Here is a 19,289-nt window from a genome sequence, read left to right as displayed (position 1 = left end):
ATGCACTAACCTGTTTCTTAGAGTTATAGAAGGGCGACGGACACACAAACGCCATAAGATTACCGAAAAAAGGTGTGCTGGTTGGTTGTGACTTCCGTCACAACCAACCAGCACACCTAAAAATTCAATCGGTAATAATATAGCAAAACATCTGTTCAAAGCCATTCAAAAACGATAGAAACGGGTTTTGAACTTAATGAACTGGGCATGTACCTAGCCTTTTTTGTTCATACTATTATAATCCAGCCATTTGTTTTAATTGTGCAGCTTTATCTGTTTTTTCCCATGGCACATCAATGTCTGTACGACCAAAGTGACCATAAGCAGCAGTTTGTTTGTATATTGGACGGCGTAGATCTAGCATTTTAATAATTCCTGCTGGACGAAGGTCGAATAGTTCACGAATATATGAAACTAATTTCACTTCTTCTACTTTTCCAGTACCAAAAGTTTCTACAGCAATGGAAACAGGTTTAGCTACACCAATTGCATAAGCAAGTTGTACTTCACAACGATCAGCAAGACCAGCGGCAACAATATTTTTAGCAACATAGCGTGCAGCGTATGCAGCAGAACGGTCTACTTTTGTTGGATCTTTACCAGAGAATGCTCCCCCACCATGACGAGCGTATCCACCGTAAGTATCTACGATAATTTTACGTCCTGTTAAACCAGCATCTCCTTGTGGTCCACCAATTACAAAGCGTCCAGTTGGATTGATAAAGTATTTTGTATTTTCATCTATTAAATTTGTAGGAACAATCGGATTGATCACTACTTCTTTAATATCTTTTTGAATTTGTTCTAACGTAATTTCCGGATGGTGTTGAGTAGATATAACTATTGTATCGATATGAACCGGATTATTGTTCTCATCATACTCTACAGTTACTTGTGTTTTCCCATCTGGACGAAGATAATCTAAAGTTTCATCTTTACGGACTTGTGCCAATCGATGAGCTAGTTTATGCGCTAAACTAATTGGTAACGGCATAAGCTCTGGAGTTTCATTACAAGCATAACCAAACATTAAGCCTTGGTCTCCTGCTCCAATTGCATCTATATCAGAATCGCTCATAGATCCTTCTCTTGCTTCTAACGCTTGATCTACACCCTGCGCAATGTCAGGTGATTGTTCATCAATAGAAGTTAGCACAGCAGAAGTTTCTGAGTCAAAACCATACTTCGCACGTGTATAACCAATTTCTTTAATAGTAGAACGAACTACTTTAGGAATATCTACATAAGTAGATGTAGTAATTTCTCCAGCAACTAATACTAACCCTGTTGTTACACTCGTTTCACAAGCTACACGAGCATTTGGGTCTTCTGCTAGAATTGCATCTAGAATTGCATCAGAGATTTGATCACAAATTTTATCTGGATGTCCCTCTGTCACTGATTCTGACGTAAATAATCGACGTTGTGTCATAGATTGTTCCTCCTATATCCCGCGAGATTTCTCTCAAGAATTGATACGGTACTCATTCCCATGTCAAGCCATTCAAAATGTTTCATGCATTTTCTTCACATAATAGTACATGTAAGTTAAATGCATTGAAGTTAACTTGAAGCCGTTTCGGACTTGGCACACAAGGATAAAGGGCGATGTTCAATAAAAAAACCTCTCACTCACGTAAATATACATGAGGAAAGGTATTAGTATCATAAGCACCTTTCACTCTTATCAATCAAGGAATTTCACCTTGTCTCAGGTTTGGCACCTTTGTAATAATGAAAATACTACAGGTTGCCGGGTTTCATAGGGCCTGACCCCTCCACCAGCTCGGGATAAGAGTATCCGTTCAATTTATCATCATACGTAAGTATGTATAAGATGTCAACTATTTTTGTTTGTATTTTATACACAAAAGAAAAAATTAAAAGTGAATAGTATAGACTAATGAACCTAATGTGTTATACTAATTCACATATCTAGAAAACTTCCTCTTTTGAAGAGGAAATATAAAAAAAGGATGGTATATTCAAAATGAATTCAATCGAAACAGTGAGTGAACTGAAAGCATTGTTAGCAGGAAATAACGTTAGCAGCCAATTGTCAGTGCCACAACTTGTGGAAAAAGCTACAACAAGAGGAGAAGCAGTACTAACTTCTACTGGTGCAGTTAAAGCTGAAACAGGAAAATATACTGGCCGTTCTCCCCAAGATAAGTATATAGTAGATGAAGCTATTTCTAAAGACAAAATCGATTGGGGCTCAGTAAACCAACCAATTTCTTCTGACATTTTCGAAGCATTATATAAAAAAATGATTAACTTCTTAAACAAACAAGATGAAATATTTGAGTTTAAAGGATATGCAGGAGCAGACAAAGAATCACGTTTAGGTATTCAAATTATTAACGAATACGCTTGGCATAACCTTTTCGCTCATCAGCTATTCATACGACCAACACAAGAAGAACTTGCTACTCATACGACTGATTTCACTATTCTATCTGCTCCTAACTTTAAAGCAGATCCAGCGGTAGACGGTACTCACTCAGAGACTTTTATCATCGTATCTATGGAAAAACGCACAGTGCTAATCGGTGGAACTGAGTATGCTGGCGAGATGAAGAAATCTATTTTCTCTATTATGAACTACTTACTACCAGAACAGGACATTTTACCAATGCACTGCTCTGCAAACGTTGGGGATGATGGAGACGTTACATTATTCTTCGGATTATCAGGAACAGGGAAAACTACCCTTTCAGCAGATGCTGGTCGCAAATTAATCGGAGACGATGAGCACGGTTGGTCGGATAACGGTGTGTTCAATATCGAAGGTGGCTGTTACGCAAAATGTATCGACCTAACTCGTGAAAACGAACCACAAATTTGGGACGCGATCTCATTCGGCACGGTCCTAGAAAACGTAGTAGTAGATGCAGAAACTCGCGTAGCTAACTATGCAGATAACTCATTAACCGAAAATACACGTGCTGCATACCCAATTCAATATATCGATAATATTGTAGACCCTTCAGTAGCAGGTCACCCAAATACAATTATTTTCTTAACTGCGGACGCTTTTGGCGTATTGCCTCCGATTAGTAAACTAACGAAAGAACAAGCAATGTACCATTTCTTAAGTGGCTTTACTTCTAAACTTGCTGGTACTGAACGTGGAGTTACATCGCCACAACCGGTATTCTCGACTTGCTTCGGTTCGCCCTTCCTACCATTACATGCAACAGTGTATGCAGAAATGCTAGGCAAGAAGATTGACGAGCACGGTGCACAAGTATTCTTAGTAAACACTGGTTGGACTGGCGGAGAATACGGTGTTGGTAACCGTATGAAGCTTTCATACACACGTACAATGGTTCGTGCTGCTATTGATGGCAAACTAAACAATACTGATACTGAAACAGATACAGTATTCGGATTAGCTATTCCTAAAGTAGTAGAAGGCGTACCTTCTGAAGTCCTTATCCCTCGTAATGCATGGGCAGACAAAGCAGCATATGACCAAAAAGCTGCTGATTTAGCTCAGTCGTTCCGTGATAACTTTAAAAAGTTTGGTACAGTTTCTGAAGATATTTCTGTTAAAGGCGGACCATTAGCTTAATAGAGTAAACATCAAAAAGAGTCCAAATTCGAATGAATTTGGACTCTTTTTTTATATTTGTGCTTTTATTTGCTAAAAAGAATAATAAGTATATTTTATTGCAAAGGATGGTTAAGTCAAATTAGCATTATTCTAGTCACCATTAGTCTCATGATATTCACTATCCGTTATTTTAGGAAATATTTCTACAAACTTTTCGGCTTCCTCTTCATTAACTTTATATAGAATAATTTCAGAACCATAATGACCTATTTCCATCTGTTCAACCCCATCTTCTTGAAAGAACATTGTATACCACTTTAAACCACCTTTTGGATCAACAGAATAATTTCTAAAATAGAGTCTATTTTCATCCGTTAGATTAATAGTAATCACTTTCATCAATCCTTCTGTCTGAACGGAAACAGCTCGAGAGTTTAACTCTTCTAACACTTCTAGTTCTTCCAACCAACAATGGATCACTACTTCTTGGAACTCGTTTGTATATTGATCCCACAAATCCTCCCAAAAACTCGTATCTATGGGAAACGAAGATTTCCCCTCTACACTCATTGCCTCAGTTGTTACTACAACATTACCCACTATAAAACCCCTCTCTGATTTTTCATCCAATGACATGCATCTTTTACTACACGTCTATTTATTTTGCTCGGAAAAAAATGTGTGAATTCTGGATAGTACCAGGTTTCAACTGGTATACTATTCCCTACTAATGCATGCTCTAAAACCTTTGCATGCTCAAAAGAGACATTTTTATCTTGTTCACCGTGAATTATAAGCGTGGATGTCTTCATTTCCTTTATAAGAGGTAATACATCTCGCTCTTCGTATCCCACTGGATATTTGCTAGGAGTACCACCAATGACTCGTTTCATCATCTTTCTCATATCTAATCTTTCTTCATATGTTAGATATATATCGGACACACCCGCCCACGTAACTAAAGAGGTAATATCATTACGTAGAATAGCAATCCATAATGCCATGATTCCACCACGAGAAAATGCAAATAGGTGAATCCGTTCTGCAAGGCAATATTGCTTAAGTATATCTACTCCGTAGATAGCATCCCAACGATCTTCTCCAGCGAATTCATCTTTTCCTTCACCACCACGATTGCCACGATAATATGGCGCAAATACGATAAAACCTTCAGAAGCAATTTGTGCGATTCGGGCGGGTCGAACCATACCAATACTTTGCATACCACCACGACAATATAAAATACCTTCATAGTCTCCTACTTCTTTTGGTGACGCTAGCATCCCTTTGACACGTAGTCCACAGGACCAATATGTAATTTCTCTTAATACAATATGAGGATTGGGCGATGGATAAACTCGAACTTTTTCAATCGTTCCATTTGCTTTCAATTTCTTTCACCTTCTTTAAAATGGCTTTCATTCCATCATCTTTCATATGGAAGCTCAAATAATTACTTTGTGTAAGTTCTTCTGAAGATAACCAAAAGGCTCCTTCTGTTTCAAAGTTTGTCTTCTCTTTATTAATATACCCAACTTCCGCTACATAAACAGTTTTACAAAAAGGGATATTATCTATTACCATATATTCTGCAAGCCATGCTAACTCCACTATATCCACATTTGTTTCTTCTTTTGTTTCTCTAATTGCTGCTTCAACTAAAGTCTCTCCCTGCTCTAACTTACCACCTGGAAACTCTAAACCCCTTTTAGGATGCTTCGTCACCAACCATTTGCCTTTATATTTTGCTACGACTAGTACATGTTCAGATGGGATTGCAAAGCTACCTTGCTCAAAAGATAACAATACATCATAACCATTTAAATCTTGGAAAGAAATCATATCCTGACTCCCTTTGTTTTCTTTCAATTTTAGCATATGTATATAAAAAACTTAGCCCATGGAGAGCTAAGTCTAAAAGTAACTATTATTTTTGGGGTCCCATTTTATAATCTTCATTTCCTTCTTCTCTATTTTGTGCAATATTCTGCTTGGATTTGTCTTGAGGGGATAGGTTGAGTAAGGAACTAACATTTCGATAAGTTACTGGATTTTCATTACCTTTTCTATTTAAATTTTTACTCATAATTGAATCTCCTTTCTTCTTTGAAAATAAGGTAGCTGTTCGATAAATCGTTTAGAGTCATCTGAAGAGAATTCATGAATCCATGCATACACTTTCTTGAGCCTTCTATCATATTGGTCATTTTCCCCATCCACATGATATGGCTTTACCAATTGTGGTTCATGAGCCCGTAGAAAGTTTCTGCTTTGCACTGACTTCAGCTGATAGAAAAGTTTTTCAAATACTTTTATTTCATTTCTGGTAGCTGTTACTTCGTATTCCCACTGAGATTCTTCAGGATAAGCATATACTTGCTGACTTTTAACGGAGATATACACTTTGTATAAGGTCATTTTCACACATCCTTTTATAGAAGTTTGTGCAAAAAGCAAAAAAACATGCACCACTAGGGCACATGTTTTTTAAGCTTGAGGATATACTTTTTAATCATCATCTGTCTAGGCTACAGCGCCTAGCCCCTCGAGTCGTTTCAGAATGTCAGATAAAGGCAAAAAACGCCTTTACTGTCATTCCTCCAAAGCTTTTCGAGGCTAACAAAGGCGCTTTCGCTTTTCTTATTAAGCTTGAATATCTACAACGGTTCCTTTATGAGGATGTGTTGCAGCTGATTGAGACATGCCTTCCAACATTCCTATTGCTGCTACAGTTTCCATGTTCATAGCATTTCGTAAAACACTCATTTGCACGGTCTGTTGCAATTGTAGTAAGTTAGATGACATTATGGAGTTTATATCCAAAGAAATCCCTCCCTAACAAGCTTTATATCGGTAAATTCAAATTATTATTAAATGTATATTATTTTTTAGCAGTGTTAGCGTTAGTATCTCCTAAAAATGCATTTAACATCCACTGATGTTTTTCAGTTTTTTGGTAAATTGCATTTAATACATCTTCTGTCATATCATCTTCATCTTTGGCTGCTTCTTCCATCCCTTTTTTAAGAGATTTCATAATTTTATCAAAATCATCTACAACCGTTTGTACCATATCGTCAGCCGACTCTTTACTCGAAGCTTCTTTAACTTCTGAAAGCTCCAAATGTTCTTTTAAAGTTGCTGTAGGTTTACCACCAAGTGTTAATAAACGTTCAGCAATTTCATCCATATTAAGTGTAGCTTCGTTATATAATTCTTCAAATTTAGCATGTAAAGTAAAAAATGACGGACCCTTTACATACCAATGAAAATTATGTAATTTAGTGTACATAACTGACCATGTTGCTACTTGTTTGTTTAGTTCTTTGTTTAATGCTGCTGACATAAAATTGTCACTCTCCCTTTAATAATAGTTGCTTTCTCTTTTAATATACCTCTAACTCTCATACAATAAACATAACGATAAGTTTAATTGGAGTGAATAAAAATGGTATTTTGGATATTAGGTGCAGCAATAATATTAAGTATTTTCGGCTTTACCTTTTTGTACAAATTAGCTATGAATGAGAAACCTTCGAAAATTGATCCTCAACCAAAGGATGCTGATTAATACATGAAGCATATTATAATATCTATTTTTCGTTTTTATCAAAAGTTTATTTCCCCACTGTCTCCACCTAGTTGTCGCTTTTATCCAACCTGCTCTCATTATGGAGTTGAAGCACTTCAAAAACACGGAGCAATTAAAGGGAGTATTTTAACTGTAAAGAGAATATCGAAGTGCCATCCTTTTCATGAAGGTGGCATTGATCCCGTTCCTGATGAATGGCCTTTGAAGAAAAAATAAACAAAGGCTATTTTTTCTTGCATTTTTTCCGAAAGTCCTGTAATCTAATGAAGTTATCATTTTTCAAAACGTAATCATTACTATTTAGGGAGTGAATTTATTGAAACGAATTTTAATATGGAGTAGTCTTTGTCTTGTATTATTCCTTGCAGCTTGTGGAAAAAGTGAAGAGAAAGCTCAAAATACGGATGAGAAAGTTCAAATATATACAACCGTATACCCATTACAATACTTTGCTGAACATATCGGTGGAGAATCTGTACATGTCTCTTCTATCTACCCTGCTGGCGCAAATGAACATACTTTTGAGCCAACACAAAAAGATATGATGGCACTTGCAGATGCTGATTTGTTTTTTTACATAGGACTTGGCTTAGAGGGTTTTGTAGAGAATGCTAAAAAGACATTGGCAGATGAAGAAGTTAATATGATAGCCACTGTGGATGCAATTTCAGACGAACAATTAGAGGAAGCCGCTCACGAAGAGGAAGAAGCGACTTCAACGGATTCTCACGATCATGAACACGAAAGTGAATCATCAGAAGATCACAGCCATGAGGGACATGATCACGGGGATATTGATCCACATGTTTGGATGTCACCTAAAATCAGTCAAAGTCTTGCGCTTTCTATTAAAGACTCTTTAGTGGAGATCTCACCTGAGCAACAAGAGACTTTTGAAAAAAATTATGATGAATTAGTTAGTGAACTTCAACAACTAGATGCAGACTTTGAAGAAATGGCGCATAATGCACCTAACAAAACATTTTTTGTTTCTCACTCAGCATTTGGTTATATTGCTAACACATACGGGTTAGAACAACTGGCAGTAGCTGGACTAAATTCACAAGATGAACCTTCTCAAAAAGAACTGACTAAATTAATCGATTTGGCAGAAGAAAAAAATATTGAATATATTTTATTTGAGCAAAATGTATCTTCTAAATTGACTGAAGTGATTCAAAAAGAAATTGGTGCAGAAAGCTTGGTTTTGCATAATTTAGGTGTGCTATCGAAAGAAGATATCCAGAACAAAGAAACTTATTTTACATTGATGAACAAAAACCTCGAGACATTAAGAACGGTTTTGAAATAAAATTGTAAAGCTTCAAAATTCATTAGAAAAATCGGGCAAAGACGGCTAACTCTTTACGTTCAAACCTGCCCCTATCGTTTTCAAAGGACTATGGACAGATATTACTATAATGATTACCGAATTAACTTTTTAGGGATGCTGGTTGTTTGTGACGAACGTCACAAACAACCAGCATCCCTTTTTTGGGTAATCTTATGGCATTTGTCTGTCGGTCGCCTTCCTTCAACTCTCAGAAACAGGCTGGATAATTAGAGATAAGATAATTTCCTATTGATAGAGCAAAGATGATGACAGTCTAAGTACGCGACATCGTGTCGCAACGACTGCCTGACCCGCATCGTGCGGGGCCGATGATACAATTTTGTGAGCTATTTCACTTCTTTATAGGGCAAACACTTACTACTTCTATTATTTCTACTAGTATAAAAGGTAATTTATTTTCTTCGTCCTTCTGACAGAATAGTTAATATCCTATTATTAAGTACCACACATTAAATAGATTGTAGTGAAAGCTGGCACCTCCAGCGGGATAAGCGAGAAAGTCGTGACCCCGCAAGGAGCGTAGCGACCGAGGAGGCTCGGCCTCGCCCGCGGAAAGCGTCCACCAGAAACGGAAATCAGTAGCATTATTTATTCATTGATATCCCAACAAAATGATACAATCCATTCTTTATACTTTCTTATCTTTTAAAGCTATTCATATCAAATTTAATAACTCTCTTCTCACTAACTTATTTGCCCCGTTACGAGGTAATTCTTCTATAAAGTAATATTCTTTTGGCAATTTATAAGAGGCAATCTGTGTCTTCATGAAAGCCGCTAACTCTTCAATAGAAACTAATTCTTTTACTACAACAAAAGCTATTGGAATTTGTCCCCATTTATCATCTTGTCGACCTGTAACTCCTGCTTCAACAACTGCTGGGTGTTTAACTAATGCTTGCTCTAACTCGGCAGGATAAATATTCTCCCCGCCGGAAATGATTAGATCTGAGCGACGATCTACAACAAACAAATAACCTTCCTCATCTAAATAACCTATATCTCCAGTATGTAACCAACCATTCAATAATGGTTTCTTAGACTCGGCTGCTCCAATATATCCTTTCGTCACATGTGGCCCTTTAATACATATTTCTCCCATTTTTTCTTCCCCATCTATCCGAACATCTGCAAAGAAAAGAGGTTTCCCAGAAGATCCAAGCTTACGGATAGCATCCTCACTTGATAAGGTAGTGGTCTGAGAAGCTGTTTCTGTCATGCCATACGTTTGTAATACTGGTATATTCCGTTCGATTGCCCTCTCTAAATAAGACAAAGGAACAGGACCGCCACCAACTAAAATCGATTGAAACGAATCAGGGAAATACTGATTTCTATTTTCTAAAACGGATACGATGCGTTGAAGCATCACCGCTACTAATGACATTCTTGTGGCAGCACCCTCTAATATTTCATCAACTACTTTTTCCGGATCAAATTTAGTATGAAGGCTAACAGTCATTCCATATAATACAGAACGCATTAGAATAGAAAATCCACTTATATGAAACAAGGGTACTACACATAGCCAGCAATCATCGGGATGAATACCTAGATGTAGTGCGGAACCAGTTGCGTTCATAGCATGATTTTCTAATGATTGACGTACTCCTTTAGGGCTTCCCGTAGTTCCAGAAGTATACATAATAGAAATAGTACGACTTTTTGGCCAATCTCTTTCCATAGCATATACTTTTCTTTTGTTGTTATGAATATCATGAAAAGAAAATCTTTGGTTATAATTTATTTCTCTTTCATAGTTATCTACAAGTAAAATATTTGGCTTACTATCATGAAGCTGATAGTTTAGCTCTACTTCACTTAAACGTTCGTTTAACATAACTAATTCACAACCAAGTTGAAGACAACCATGTATGGCAATTACTAGCTCTGCATTGGAGCTTGATAAAATAGCAATCCTCATACCGGGCTGAATTCCTTTAGCGTGTAATTTCTCTGCAAATTCATTGGCTTCGTTATAAAGCTGTTGAAATGTCCATGCCTCTTCCCCAAACCGTAAAGCAGTGCGTTCCGGAGTCAAATAGGCACGTTTTAATAGTAAATTAGGAAACATGTTAAACTCCTTTCTTTAAACTATATAATTAATATACCTCGATATTCTATGTAAAAAAACCAGACAAAAAGAAGCCCGATACTTTAAAAACAAAACTTAGATATGTGTTGATTTCCGCTCCGAGCGGACGCTTTCCGTGGGCACGGCTTCAGCCGCTTCCCTCGCTTTCACTCAGTCCAAGATCTTCAGCTCGTGCTATTCCCACTGGAGTCGCCGCTCTGCGCTTCAATCAAAGAAAATCCATTTTCATCTTTCCTAATAAAATAGTATTCCTTAGCAAGCGGACGATTTTATCCATCTCTTCACTTGGACAACTCTTATCATCTAAGCGAAAGACTATGGTCAATATTATCGTGGAGTACTACTCACTTAATTGATTTTAGTGAAATCTAGCCGGGATAAGCGAGAAAGTTGAGACCCCGCAGGGAAGAAGCGGAGCGCCTGACTAAGGAGGCTCGACCTCGCCCGCGGAAAGCGTCCACATATAACGGAAATCAGTAGTATTACTCTTTCTTAATAGTTCTGTAAAACCATTGTTTATGCTGTATTTTTATATACTTGCTTATCTAGTAAAAAAGCTATCCCATAAAGGATAGCTTTTTTACACTCGTCATTCACTAATCACGGGAAACGTGGGAATTGCCCGAAATCTGGTTTGCGTTTTTCTTTAAATGCATCTCGGCCTTCTTTGGCTTCATCCGTTGTATAGTAAAGCAGTGTTGCGTCACCTGCTAATTGTTGAAGCCCTGCTAAACCATCCGTATCTGCATTCATCGCAGCTTTTAAGAAGCGAAGTGCTGTTGGACTCATTTCTAGCATTTCTGAACACCACTGAACAGTTTCATCCTCTAACTGTTCATATGGAACTACTGTATTGACTAAGCCCATATCAAGAGCTTGCTGTGCATCGTATTGACGACATAAATACCAAATTTCACGCGCTTTTTTATGTCCAATAATACGTGCCAAATAGCCAGAACCATAACCAGCATCAAATGATCCAACCTTAGGACCAGTTTGTCCAAATCTAGCATTGTCCGCTGCAATTGTTAAATCACAAACAACATGTAGAACATGTCCGCCACCAATTGCATAACCAGCTACCATTGCGACAACCGGTTTAGGTATTACACGGATTAGGCGTTGTAAGTCTAGTACGTTTAAGCGCGGAATCTCGTCTTCTCCAACGTATCCACCATGTCCACGTACTTTTTGGTCTCCACCTGAACAGAATGCATGCTCACCTTCACCAGTTAAAATAATGACACCTACATTTTTATCGTCACGAGCACGAGAAAATGCGTCAATCATTTCCATTACTGTTTTAGGGCGAAATGCATTACGCACCTCAGGACGGTTAATAGTTACTTTAGCAATTCCGTTAAAAAACTCATACTTAATATCTTCATATGTATGTAATGTTGTCCATTCACGAGTCATCTTACATCCTCCTTTAAAATAATATCCTTTACTATTGTAGCAAACAATTCAGGATTTTCCACATGAATTGCATGGCCTACATTCCTAACTTCTGTATGGGCCGCGTTTGGAAAGTAGTTTTTCATCTTTTTTGCAAGATTACTAAATTTTTCATCTAACTCGCCTGTTATTAAAAATGTAGGTGTAAAAAGGTCATCAAGCTTTTCCCAATAAGAAGGTTGCACTCCAGTGCCAAATCCACGTAAACTATTTGCCAACCCAATTTCAGTCCCTGCTAGTCGCTCTTGTCGTATAAGCTGCTGTTTCTCCAAGGATAACTTTCTTTGGGATTGAAACAAAGGTATTCTTTCCCAAAAATCTACAAAAGATACAAGCCCTTCTTCCAATATTCGATTAGCAAGCTGCTCATCGGATTGTTTTCTATTGGTGCGTTCTTCTATTTCTATAAGTCCGGGAGAACTACTTTCTAGAATTAGTCTTTTTACAGTGTACTGACTTGCATAGGCTAGAGCTAACCTACCACCCATTGAATAACCAACAAGCGTAAAATTACTCCACTGAAGCTGTTGAAATAATGCATGCAAATCTTTTATCTGCTCCTCTGCTGAATAACGACCTGAATCCATAGGTTTAGAAGTCCCCCCATGTCCTATAAGATCAATTGCAAGGAGATCAAATGTACTGGGTAGATGTGAAATTACTTCATCCCAACTATGTGTAGACCCCGTAAATCCATGCAAAAAAATAATTTTTTCATTTGCACCCTTATTATATCTGTCGATATGAATATCAATTCCTCGGATATTTACTGTTATACTTTCCAAACCGAATCCAGCTCCTTCGAAATCGCAGCCCATAATTTTCGATGTGTCTCTGTATTTACTTGTCTATTCGTGAATACTTCGATAATACGAATATCCTTCGTCTTTTCCTCGGCTAAAGCTTCTTTAAAATCTTCCTTCGAGTGAACTGCATTGTACTGAGCATTATACATAGTGGCTATATTGGAAAACTCTAAACCTGTCGGAGTACCAAATAAATGCTCAAAATAATTGGTTTCTGTAGATTGAGGGAGATAAGAGAAAATTCCTCCGCCGTCATTATTCATAACAATAATCGTCATGTCAGAATGGTGGAACCGACTAACTATCAAACCATTCAGATCATGTAAAAACGCTAAATCTCCAATCAATAAATAACCAGGACGATTTAGTGCTGTTTGAACTCCAAATGCGGAAGAAACTACCCCGTCTATTCCATTCGTTCCTCTGTTTGCGTAGAGTTGAATATCCTTTGTGGTTTTATTGAAAAAGGTATCAAGGTCTCGTATTGGCATACTACTACTAGCAAATAAATATGACTTATCTGGTAGTGCTTCAAACAACAAACCTGCTAATGCACCTTCATCTGTTTCATGTTCCATATAGCTGTTCACATGAGCAGTCGCTATATTATTTGCTTGAGTCCAGCAATCCGTGTATGTAGAAGAAGACTTTGTATCTGTTTTTAGCCATAGTGATTCAGCATCCACTTGCACATGATGCGTAGCAATATGAAGTGAATCACGGAAAAGTGGACTTTCGTCGACAACCATAAATACCATAGGCTTACACTCTTTTAAATAAAGCATAAGTGGTTTAGAAACTGGTTGTGCTCCAAAACGAATTACGACATTTGGAACAGCCATCTCTTGAAAGGACTTGTTTTTCAGAATGGCATCGTATTGATCAATACATAAATCCATGCAATCCGCAGGTATAGAAGTGCGTAAATTCGATAACGGATCAACTAGAACTGGCCATTGTACCATTTTTGCAAATTTCCAAAAACCATCAGTAGTTTGAAGAGAATCTCCTACGATAAATATGCCTCTTACTTCATTTTGAAGCAAATCTTTATACCACACTAAAAATTCTTCACTTGGTGCTAACTTTCCAATCTCGGGTACAAGTATGTTCATTGTTGGTAATGGCTGTTCCATATCAAGTAATAACGGCTCACGGAATGGTACGTTAATATGAACAGGTCCCATAGGAGCAGTTTTGGAAGTAGACACTGCACGCTGAATATGACGCTCTACAAACGCTAAATTTGCTTCTGATTCTGGTAGAGGAAAGTCTACTGCCCATTTAACATGCTTTCCATATAGATGAACCTGGTCTATTGTTTGAGGTGCTCCCACTTCTCTAAGTTCATGTGGACGATCAGCTGTAACAACTAATAGCGGTACACGAGCATAATACGCTTCTACAATAGCCGGAAAAAAGTTTGCAGCAGCGGTTCCAGAAGTACATAAAAGCACAACTGGAGTTTTCTTAGCTTTTGCAATGCCAAGAGCAAAGTAACCGGCGGAACGTTCATCTATTTGTCTATAAAATTGAAAACCCTCACTTTTGGCAAATGCATATGCCAGAGGAGTTGACCTTGAACCAGGACACATCACTATGTCCTGAACACCTGCCTGTCTAATAGTTTCTACAAAGTGATTTACATAAGATGTTAAATACTCGATGTTAGTCATTCATATTTCCTCCAAGTGTTCGAAGCATTGGACGGAACTTCACTCGTGTTTCTTCAAATTCCTCTATGGAGGATGATTCGGCAACGATTCCGCCACCTGCATATAAATAGGCGTGTTCATTTTCTACTAAAGCAGAACGTATTCCAACAGCGAACTCCCCGTCTCCTTCAGCGTTTATCCAGCCAATTGGAGCAGCATAATACCCACGATTCATCTGTTCCGATTCGCGAATAATCTTAATCGCATCCTGGCGTGGCTCCCCACCTAGTGCTGGAGTAGGATGTAAAGCCTGTACTAGCTCAAAAAGCGATGAATTCTTTTTCAGACTTCCTTCAATCGGAGAATATAAATGCTGAATATCTCTAATTTTCATAAGCTTTGGTCTAGTGGGTACTTTGACGTCTTCACAATATTGCATGAATACTTTTTTAATCATTTCCACTACATATTTATGCTCACCTAAATTTTTGGGATCTGATAATAATGCCTCTCCAAGCTCCTTATCCTCAAGAGAATGCTTTCCTCTTCTCGTAGAACCGGCAAGTCCAGCAGATTGGGCTTTGTCATTTTCTACTTTAACAAGTCGCTCTGGTGTTGCACCAAAAAAGATTTTCTCTCCATTTTCTAATCCAAATAGATAACTTTCAGGTTGCTCCATGGAAGCATTATATATTGCTGTTGCTGGTGAGAAAGTATCAGCAAATGTCAGTTTAAGTGATCTAGCTATAACTACTTTTTGGACTTCATCTTTTCGAATTCTCTTCGTTACATCCTCTACAGCATGTAAATACTCGTTCTTCAAGCGGTCTTCCCGTTTGATCAAGGACGGTTTTTCATGTACCCTTAACTCTTTTACTTGAGCAGTGTGTATTAACGTATCTCTTTCTATACGTAACAGTTCAAACGTTTCCGTACTCTTTGCTTCGTCCGTAATATAGTGAATGTTCACGAATGCCTGATCATGTTGGATAACTAGCTGAAACGTAGACACGACAAAGAATGCAGAAGGAAATGTATCCCATTCCGAAGAAATCTTGTTTTTTGGATCGAAAGCAAACCCGCCAAATAGGATAGGAGATACATCCGCTTTTTCCTTTAATGATGACTGGCAAAGTTCCTTCCATTTTGTATCAATATCCTTATATCTATTATCTTCTAAGTTATTTGTAATAGTATGAGCATGTCCCAATCCTACTAAGGTCAATGTCTTCTCTTTGTTTTGCCAAAAATAACGTTTCCCTTTATATAATTCATCCCCTGCTTCAAAAAAAGCTTGTGCAGACAATCTCGATACTTCTATTGTTTCCGTATAAAAACGGTATTTTGTATTAATGGTACCGGTGGTTTTCGGCATAAATATGACCTCCGTTTAGTAACTACTCTTTTATCTAGGTTAACTAATTTACTCTACCTTTAATCATACATCTTTCTACACATTTCAGCACACATTTAGCTATAAATTTATGTTAAAATTGATATTGGATTCTTTTAAAGGAGAGAAAAAATATGTCACACGAATTTCAAGCTGACAAGGGCTGGCGCGTATGGTGGAAACTGACAAGACCACATACCCTAACTGCCTCATTTGCACCAGTTTTTCTTGGTACAATGATTGCCCTATACGAGGCAAATATTGATTGGCTATTGTTTATTGCTATGTTATTAGCTTGTCTACTGATACAAGCTGCTACAAATATGTTTAATGAGTATTATGATTTTGTACGAGGTCTCGATAGCGAGGAATCGGTCGGTATTGGTGGGGCAATTGTTAGGAATGGTGTAAAACCCAAAACGGTAATGCAACTAGCTCTATTGCTATATGTAATAGCTGCTATATTAGGTATCTATATTTGTTATGAAAGCTCTTGGCTATTATTAATAGTCGGTGCAATTTCTATGGCAGTGGGATATTTCTATACTGGGGGACCTTACCCTATTTCTAGTACTCCCTTTGGTGAGCTTTTCAGTGGGTTATTTATGGGGATGCTTATTGTTTTAATTGCAGTTTATATTCAAGTAGGTTCAGTGCCTTTATTCGCTGTATTGTTATCTGTACCAAGTGCTCTGCTAGTAGCAGCAATCATGCTATCTAATAATATTCGCGATTTAGTAGAAGACACAATAGGCGGACGAAAAACGATGGCTATATTAGTTGGTCGGAAAACAGCAATTACAATTCTAGCTTCCTATTTTGTTTTGTCTTACCTATGGATTATAGGTTTAGTAGTTTTGCAAATAATCACTCCATGGAGTTTATTAGTTTTATTGAGTTTGAAAAAACCTATACATGCGATAAAATTATTTAAACAAACAGAAAATCCAGTTAAAGTTGCGCCTGCTATGAAAGACACCGCTCTTACGAATACGATTTTTGTATTCCTTTTAGGCTTAGGTCTATTGATTGGCTATTATTTATAATATTTTAAAAAACCAGAATGCTAGTAAAAAGCTAGCACTCTGGTTTTTTTCTTATTTATAGGATAATAACTCTGCTTTAAGTACACCTTTTTTATCGACAAGCTTGATAATTCCGATTCCAGGTGCGATATAGAACGTGTAGCCATAGTTTGTGCGAACAACTACCACGTTTTGGAATGTTCCGGCTTTTACTTTAACCGTACTAGTAGTACTTTCCACATTTACATTATAAAAAGCTTGACTGTTGTCCTCTGTTAAATAATATTCTTTCGTTGTTTTTCCTTCAATCAATGGAAAAGCAATATCAAGTATGGCCCAATCTGTATGACCTACCCCAAATATTAAACGATCTTTATGTTCAATATATGTAAAACTATTTAGGGAATTACCTTTCTTCATTAAAAAAGCTTCCGTCATATCGTATTCAGAATTATAGGAATCACTAACAGTAAATTCATTTTGTGTATTTTCAGTAAAGCTAGGAGAATAAACAAGCTTCATCCCTGCTTTTGGAGTTAGCCCACCAATTACTTCTTTATTAAGCAAAGCTAGCTTACTTTTAGATGGAGTTTCATATTTCACTTTAGAACCTTTTTGTACGAAACTACTTGCCCCTACTCCATATAAGCCACCATTTGTTCCCTTATACGTATAGACTCTATATTCATCACCTTTTTTTAGTGTGCGTACTTTATTAAGTGATCCATTGGAGCCAACTTTAACTAAATTCGTGTCTGCAAGAATTGTTACTTTACCTATTTGCCCTTGTTTTAACTCTGTTTTTCCCCACATAACTTTGTTTGTAGCTGCGTCTGCTTGCATGTTACCTAAGCTTGTGAAGCCTACCGCTAGTACAAGTATGAGCATAACTTTACTAAATTTTTGAAACAACTATAACCTCTCCCTTCATTGGAAATTATATCATATTTTAATACCACTATAAATATAACCTTAGGTTCATTATTCATGCGGTATCAATGGTCATTATGTTGTATACATTCTATTGACTGACCTTTCCATGCATAGAAAAAGGGAAAGGAATAAAATAAAAGTTAAACATAAAAAAAGGTAACCAATGATTGGTTACCTTTTTTTGAGTATGACCCCTACGGGATTCGAACCCGTGTTACCGCCGTGAAAGGGCGGTGTCTTAACCGCTTGACCAAGGGGCCTATATATGGCGGAGAAGGAGGGATTTGAACCCTCGCACCGGTTGCCCGATCTACACCCTTAGCAGGGGCGCCTCTTCAGCCACTTGAGTACTTCCCCATATATGGCTCCGAAGGTAGGACTCGAACCTACGACCAATCGATTAACAGTCGATTGCTCTACCACTGAGCTACTTCGGAATAATGGTGGGCCTAAATGGACTCGAACCATCGACCTCACGCTTATCAGGCGTGCGCTCTAACCAGCTGAGCTATAGGCCCATTATTTTGGAGCGGGTGAAGAGAATCGAACTCTCATCATCAGCTTGGAAGGCTGAGGTTTTACCACTAAACTACACCCGCATTAAATGGTGGCTCAGGACGGAATCGAACCGCCGACACAAGGATTTTCAGTCCTTTGCTCTACCGACTGAGCTACTGAGCCTCTTCAATCTTAAAATAAAAGCTAATTGTTTAGGCTATATTTACAATTGATATGTATTAATATTATTAAATAAATGGCGGTCCCGACCGGGATCGAACCGGCGATCTCCTGCGTGACAGGCAGGCATGTTAACCGCTACACCACGGGACCATTTGGTTGCGGGGACAGGATTTGAACCTGCGACCTTCGGGTTATGAGCCCGACGAGCTACCACTGCTCCACCCCGCGACAATAAAATACTTAAGGATTATTATTACTTCCACAAACAATAAGATAAAAATGGAGGAGGAAGAGGGATTCGAACCCCCGCGCGGTATGACCCGCCTGTCGGTTTTCAAGACCGATCCCTTCAGCCGAACTTGGGTATTCCTCCAAGACATTGTTGGTGGACCTTGCAGGACTCGAACCTGCGACCGGACGGTTATGAGCCGTCTGCTCTAACCAACTGAGCTAAAGGTCCTTAAGATGGCGGCAGAGGGAGTCGAACCCACGACCTTTCGGGTATGAACCGAGTGCTCTAGCCAACTGAGCTACACCGCCATGATTTTCAAACTAATTTTATAAATGGTGGAGCCTAGCGGGATCGAACCGCTGACCTCCTGCGTGCAAGGCAGGCGCTCTCCCAGCTGAGCTAAGGCCCCATAAATAATAACTGGTCGGGAAGACAGGATTCGAACCTGCGACCCCTTGGTCCCAAACCAAGTGCTCTACCAAGCTGAGCTACTTCCCGTTATATGG

At 38.1% G+C, this 19,289-nt stretch carries 19 protein-coding genes, 13 tRNA genes and 1 riboswitch; of the genes, 5 read left to right on the top strand and 27 right to left on the bottom strand.

The window, feature by feature from the left end; translation table 11 throughout:
• Positions 1-235: 235 nt before the first annotated feature.
• Positions 236-1,432, bottom strand: coding sequence for a methionine adenosyltransferase (gene metK / locus BM260_RS07840; RefSeq protein WP_093536790.1), 1,197 nt, complete (start codon positions 1,430-1,432; stop codon positions 236-238).
• A 249-nt stretch (positions 1,433-1,681) separates the two neighbouring features.
• Positions 1,682-1,798, bottom strand: a riboswitch (SAM riboswitch).
• A gap of 192 nt (positions 1,799-1,990) precedes the next feature.
• Between metK and pckA the strand changes: the two genes are divergently transcribed.
• A complete protein-coding gene (pckA, locus tag BM260_RS07835) occupies positions 1,991-3,577 on the top strand; it encodes a phosphoenolpyruvate carboxykinase (ATP) (RefSeq protein ID WP_093536789.1) in 1,587 nt (528 codons plus the stop codon).
• Between the two features lie 132 nt (positions 3,578-3,709).
• Here the strand turns inward: pckA and BM260_RS07830 are convergent, their stop codons facing one another.
• The 7 genes from BM260_RS07830 to BM260_RS07805 all read right to left on the bottom strand — a co-directional run bounded on the left by BM260_RS07830 (position 3,710) and on the right by BM260_RS07805 (position 6,905).
• Positions 3,710-4,159 (bottom strand): hypothetical protein, encoded by a 450-nt coding sequence (locus tag BM260_RS07830; RefSeq protein WP_245762670.1) that lies wholly within the window; start codon positions 4,157-4,159, stop codon positions 3,710-3,712.
• Positions 4,159-4,950 (bottom strand): alpha/beta hydrolase family protein, encoded by a 792-nt coding sequence (locus BM260_RS07825; protein WP_093536788.1) that lies wholly within the window; start codon positions 4,948-4,950, stop codon positions 4,159-4,161. Before BM260_RS07825 ends, BM260_RS07830 begins: the two co-directional genes overlap by 1 nt.
• Positions 4,928-5,401, bottom strand: coding sequence for an NUDIX domain-containing protein (locus BM260_RS07820; protein WP_093536787.1), 474 nt, complete (start codon positions 5,399-5,401; stop codon positions 4,928-4,930). The genes BM260_RS07825 and BM260_RS07820 overlap by 23 nt, the downstream gene beginning before the upstream one ends.
• Before the next feature lie 85 nt (positions 5,402-5,486).
• On the bottom strand, positions 5,487-5,645 hold the full coding sequence (locus BM260_RS18400; RefSeq protein ID WP_175496235.1) for a hypothetical protein: 159 nt from the start codon (positions 5,643-5,645) through the stop codon (positions 5,487-5,489).
• Positions 5,642-5,977, bottom strand: a complete 336-nt coding sequence (locus BM260_RS07815) for a hypothetical protein (RefSeq protein WP_093536786.1) — start codon at positions 5,975-5,977, stop codon at positions 5,642-5,644. The genes BM260_RS18400 and BM260_RS07815 overlap by 4 nt, the downstream gene beginning before the upstream one ends.
• A gap of 225 nt (positions 5,978-6,202) precedes the next feature.
• A complete protein-coding gene (locus BM260_RS07810) occupies positions 6,203-6,382 on the bottom strand; it encodes a YjfB family protein (protein ID WP_093536785.1) in 180 nt (59 codons plus the stop codon).
• Positions 6,383-6,440: 58 nt separating this feature from the next.
• Positions 6,441-6,905 carry a Dps family protein gene (locus BM260_RS07805; RefSeq protein WP_093536784.1) on the bottom strand — a complete coding sequence of 155 codons (465 nt, stop codon included), beginning with the start codon at positions 6,903-6,905 and terminating at the stop codon, positions 6,441-6,443.
• 102 nt (positions 6,906-7,007) lie between these two features.
• Between BM260_RS07805 and BM260_RS18780 the strand changes: the two genes are divergently transcribed.
• The 3 genes from BM260_RS18780 (at position 7,008) to BM260_RS07795 (ending at position 8,463) form a co-directional block, all read left to right on the top strand.
• On the top strand, positions 7,008-7,130 hold the full coding sequence (locus tag BM260_RS18780) for a hypothetical protein (RefSeq protein WP_281249746.1): 123 nt from the start codon (positions 7,008-7,010) through the stop codon (positions 7,128-7,130).
• 3 nt (positions 7,131-7,133) lie between these two features.
• Positions 7,134-7,367: a membrane protein insertion efficiency factor YidD gene (yidD, locus tag BM260_RS07800; protein ID WP_093536783.1), complete on the top strand. Its 234-nt coding sequence runs from the start codon at positions 7,134-7,136 to the stop codon at positions 7,365-7,367.
• A gap of 100 nt (positions 7,368-7,467) precedes the next feature.
• Positions 7,468-8,463: a metal ABC transporter solute-binding protein, Zn/Mn family gene (locus tag BM260_RS07795; protein WP_093536782.1), complete on the top strand. Its 996-nt coding sequence runs from the start codon at positions 7,468-7,470 to the stop codon at positions 8,461-8,463.
• A 697-nt stretch (positions 8,464-9,160) separates the two neighbouring features.
• On the opposite strand, the gene BM260_RS07790 is transcribed toward BM260_RS07795, so the two are convergent.
• From BM260_RS07790 to BM260_RS07770, 5 genes are all read right to left on the bottom strand, one after another.
• The gene (locus BM260_RS07790; RefSeq protein ID WP_093536781.1) at positions 9,161-10,579 is read right to left on the bottom strand and encodes an o-succinylbenzoate--CoA ligase; all 1,419 of its coding nucleotides are present in this window, start codon (positions 10,577-10,579) and stop codon (positions 9,161-9,163) included.
• Between the two features lie 621 nt (positions 10,580-11,200).
• Entirely contained in the window at positions 11,201-12,019 is an 819-nt protein-coding gene (gene menB / locus BM260_RS07785) for a 1,4-dihydroxy-2-naphthoyl-CoA synthase (RefSeq protein WP_093536780.1), read from the bottom strand.
• The gene (gene menH, locus BM260_RS07780) at positions 12,016-12,843 is read right to left on the bottom strand and encodes a 2-succinyl-6-hydroxy-2,4-cyclohexadiene-1-carboxylate synthase (RefSeq protein WP_245762669.1); all 828 of its coding nucleotides are present in this window, start codon (positions 12,841-12,843) and stop codon (positions 12,016-12,018) included. The genes menB and menH overlap by 4 nt, the downstream gene beginning before the upstream one ends.
• The gene (gene menD, locus BM260_RS07775) at positions 12,831-14,540 is read right to left on the bottom strand and encodes a 2-succinyl-5-enolpyruvyl-6-hydroxy-3-cyclohexene-1-carboxylic-acid synthase (RefSeq protein ID WP_093536777.1); all 1,710 of its coding nucleotides are present in this window, start codon (positions 14,538-14,540) and stop codon (positions 12,831-12,833) included. Before menD ends, menH begins: the two co-directional genes overlap by 13 nt.
• On the bottom strand, positions 14,533-15,894 hold the full coding sequence (locus BM260_RS07770) for an isochorismate synthase (protein WP_093536775.1): 1,362 nt from the start codon (positions 15,892-15,894) through the stop codon (positions 14,533-14,535). The genes menD and BM260_RS07770 overlap by 8 nt, the downstream gene beginning before the upstream one ends.
• 152 nt (positions 15,895-16,046) lie before the next feature.
• Here BM260_RS07770 and BM260_RS07765 point away from each other — a divergent pair, with 152 nt between their 5' ends.
• Entirely contained in the window at positions 16,047-16,958 is a 912-nt protein-coding gene (locus tag BM260_RS07765; RefSeq protein WP_093536773.1) for a 1,4-dihydroxy-2-naphthoate polyprenyltransferase, read from the top strand.
• Positions 16,959-17,009: 51 nt separating this feature from the next.
• On the opposite strand, the gene BM260_RS07760 is transcribed toward BM260_RS07765, so the two are convergent.
• From BM260_RS07760 to BM260_RS07695, 14 genes are all read right to left on the bottom strand, one after another.
• Positions 17,010-17,849 (bottom strand): hypothetical protein, encoded by an 840-nt coding sequence (locus BM260_RS07760; RefSeq protein ID WP_093536771.1) that lies wholly within the window; start codon positions 17,847-17,849, stop codon positions 17,010-17,012.
• A gap of 209 nt (positions 17,850-18,058) precedes the next feature.
• Positions 18,059-18,130, bottom strand: a tRNA-Glu gene (locus BM260_RS07755).
• 6 nt (positions 18,131-18,136) lie between these two features.
• A tRNA-Ser gene (locus BM260_RS07750) sits at positions 18,137-18,227 on the bottom strand.
• Positions 18,228-18,232: 5 nt separating this feature from the next.
• Positions 18,233-18,307 (bottom strand) — tRNA-Asn (locus BM260_RS07745).
• Positions 18,308-18,311: 4 nt separating this feature from the next.
• Positions 18,312-18,388, bottom strand: a tRNA-Ile gene (locus tag BM260_RS07740).
• A 7-nt stretch (positions 18,389-18,395) separates the two neighbouring features.
• Positions 18,396-18,469, bottom strand: a tRNA-Gly gene (locus BM260_RS07735).
• A gap of 6 nt (positions 18,470-18,475) precedes the next feature.
• Positions 18,476-18,551 (bottom strand) — tRNA-Phe (locus tag BM260_RS07730).
• 74 nt (positions 18,552-18,625) lie between these two features.
• Positions 18,626-18,701: transfer RNA gene (locus tag BM260_RS07725), tRNA-Asp, on the bottom strand.
• Between the two features lie 3 nt (positions 18,702-18,704).
• Positions 18,705-18,779: transfer RNA gene (locus BM260_RS07720), tRNA-Met, on the bottom strand.
• A gap of 52 nt (positions 18,780-18,831) precedes the next feature.
• Positions 18,832-18,924: transfer RNA gene (locus tag BM260_RS07715), tRNA-Ser, on the bottom strand.
• Between the two features lie 10 nt (positions 18,925-18,934).
• Positions 18,935-19,011, bottom strand: a tRNA-Ile gene (locus tag BM260_RS07710).
• A 6-nt stretch (positions 19,012-19,017) separates the two neighbouring features.
• A tRNA-Met gene (locus BM260_RS07705) sits at positions 19,018-19,091 on the bottom strand.
• Between the two features lie 25 nt (positions 19,092-19,116).
• A tRNA-Ala gene (locus BM260_RS07700) sits at positions 19,117-19,192 on the bottom strand.
• A 12-nt stretch (positions 19,193-19,204) separates the two neighbouring features.
• Positions 19,205-19,281, bottom strand: a tRNA-Pro gene (locus BM260_RS07695).
• Positions 19,282-19,289: the final 8 nt, after the last annotated feature.

This window comes from Psychrobacillus psychrotolerans (assembly GCF_900115805.1).
Classification (GTDB): domain Bacteria; phylum Bacillota; class Bacilli; order Bacillales_A; family Planococcaceae; genus Psychrobacillus; species Psychrobacillus psychrotolerans.
Note: the sequence above shows the minus strand (reverse complement) of the source record. Positions and strands in the feature narration are given on the sequence as shown.

Bases quoted from the DNA above. Each gene is read 5' to 3' on its own strand.
- BM260_RS18400 (WP_175496235.1), bottom strand. From the start codon at position 5,645: ATGAGTAAAAATTTAAATAGAAAAGGTAATGAAAATCCAGTAACTTAT.
- yidD (WP_093536783.1), top strand. From the start codon at position 7,134: ATGAAGCATATTATAATATCTATTTTTCGTTTTTATCAAAAGTTTATT.
- BM260_RS18780 (WP_281249746.1), top strand. From the start codon at position 7,008: ATGGTATTTTGGATATTAGGTGCAGCAATAATATTAAGTATTTTCGGC.
- menD (WP_093536777.1), bottom strand. From the start codon at position 14,540: ATGACTAACATCGAGTATTTAACATCTTATGTAAATCACTTTGTAGAA.
- BM260_RS07815 (WP_093536786.1), bottom strand. From the start codon at position 5,977: ATGACCTTATACAAAGTGTATATCTCCGTTAAAAGTCAGCAAGTATAT.
- BM260_RS07790 (WP_093536781.1), bottom strand. From the start codon at position 10,579: ATGTTTCCTAATTTACTATTAAAACGTGCCTATTTGACTCCGGAACGC.
- menB (WP_093536780.1), bottom strand. From the start codon at position 12,019: ATGACTCGTGAATGGACAACATTACATACATATGAAGATATTAAGTAT.
- BM260_RS07805 (WP_093536784.1), bottom strand. From the start codon at position 6,905: ATGTCAGCAGCATTAAACAAAGAACTAAACAAACAAGTAGCAACATGG.
- metK (WP_093536790.1), bottom strand. From the start codon at position 1,432: ATGACACAACGTCGATTATTTACGTCAGAATCAGTGACAGAGGGACAT.
- pckA (WP_093536789.1), top strand. From the start codon at position 1,991: ATGAATTCAATCGAAACAGTGAGTGAACTGAAAGCATTGTTAGCAGGA.
- BM260_RS07765 (WP_093536773.1), top strand. From the start codon at position 16,047: ATGTCACACGAATTTCAAGCTGACAAGGGCTGGCGCGTATGGTGGAAA.
- BM260_RS07770 (WP_093536775.1), bottom strand. From the start codon at position 15,894: ATGCCGAAAACCACCGGTACCATTAATACAAAATACCGTTTTTATACG.
- BM260_RS07820 (WP_093536787.1), bottom strand. From the start codon at position 5,401: ATGATTTCTTTCCAAGATTTAAATGGTTATGATGTATTGTTATCTTTT.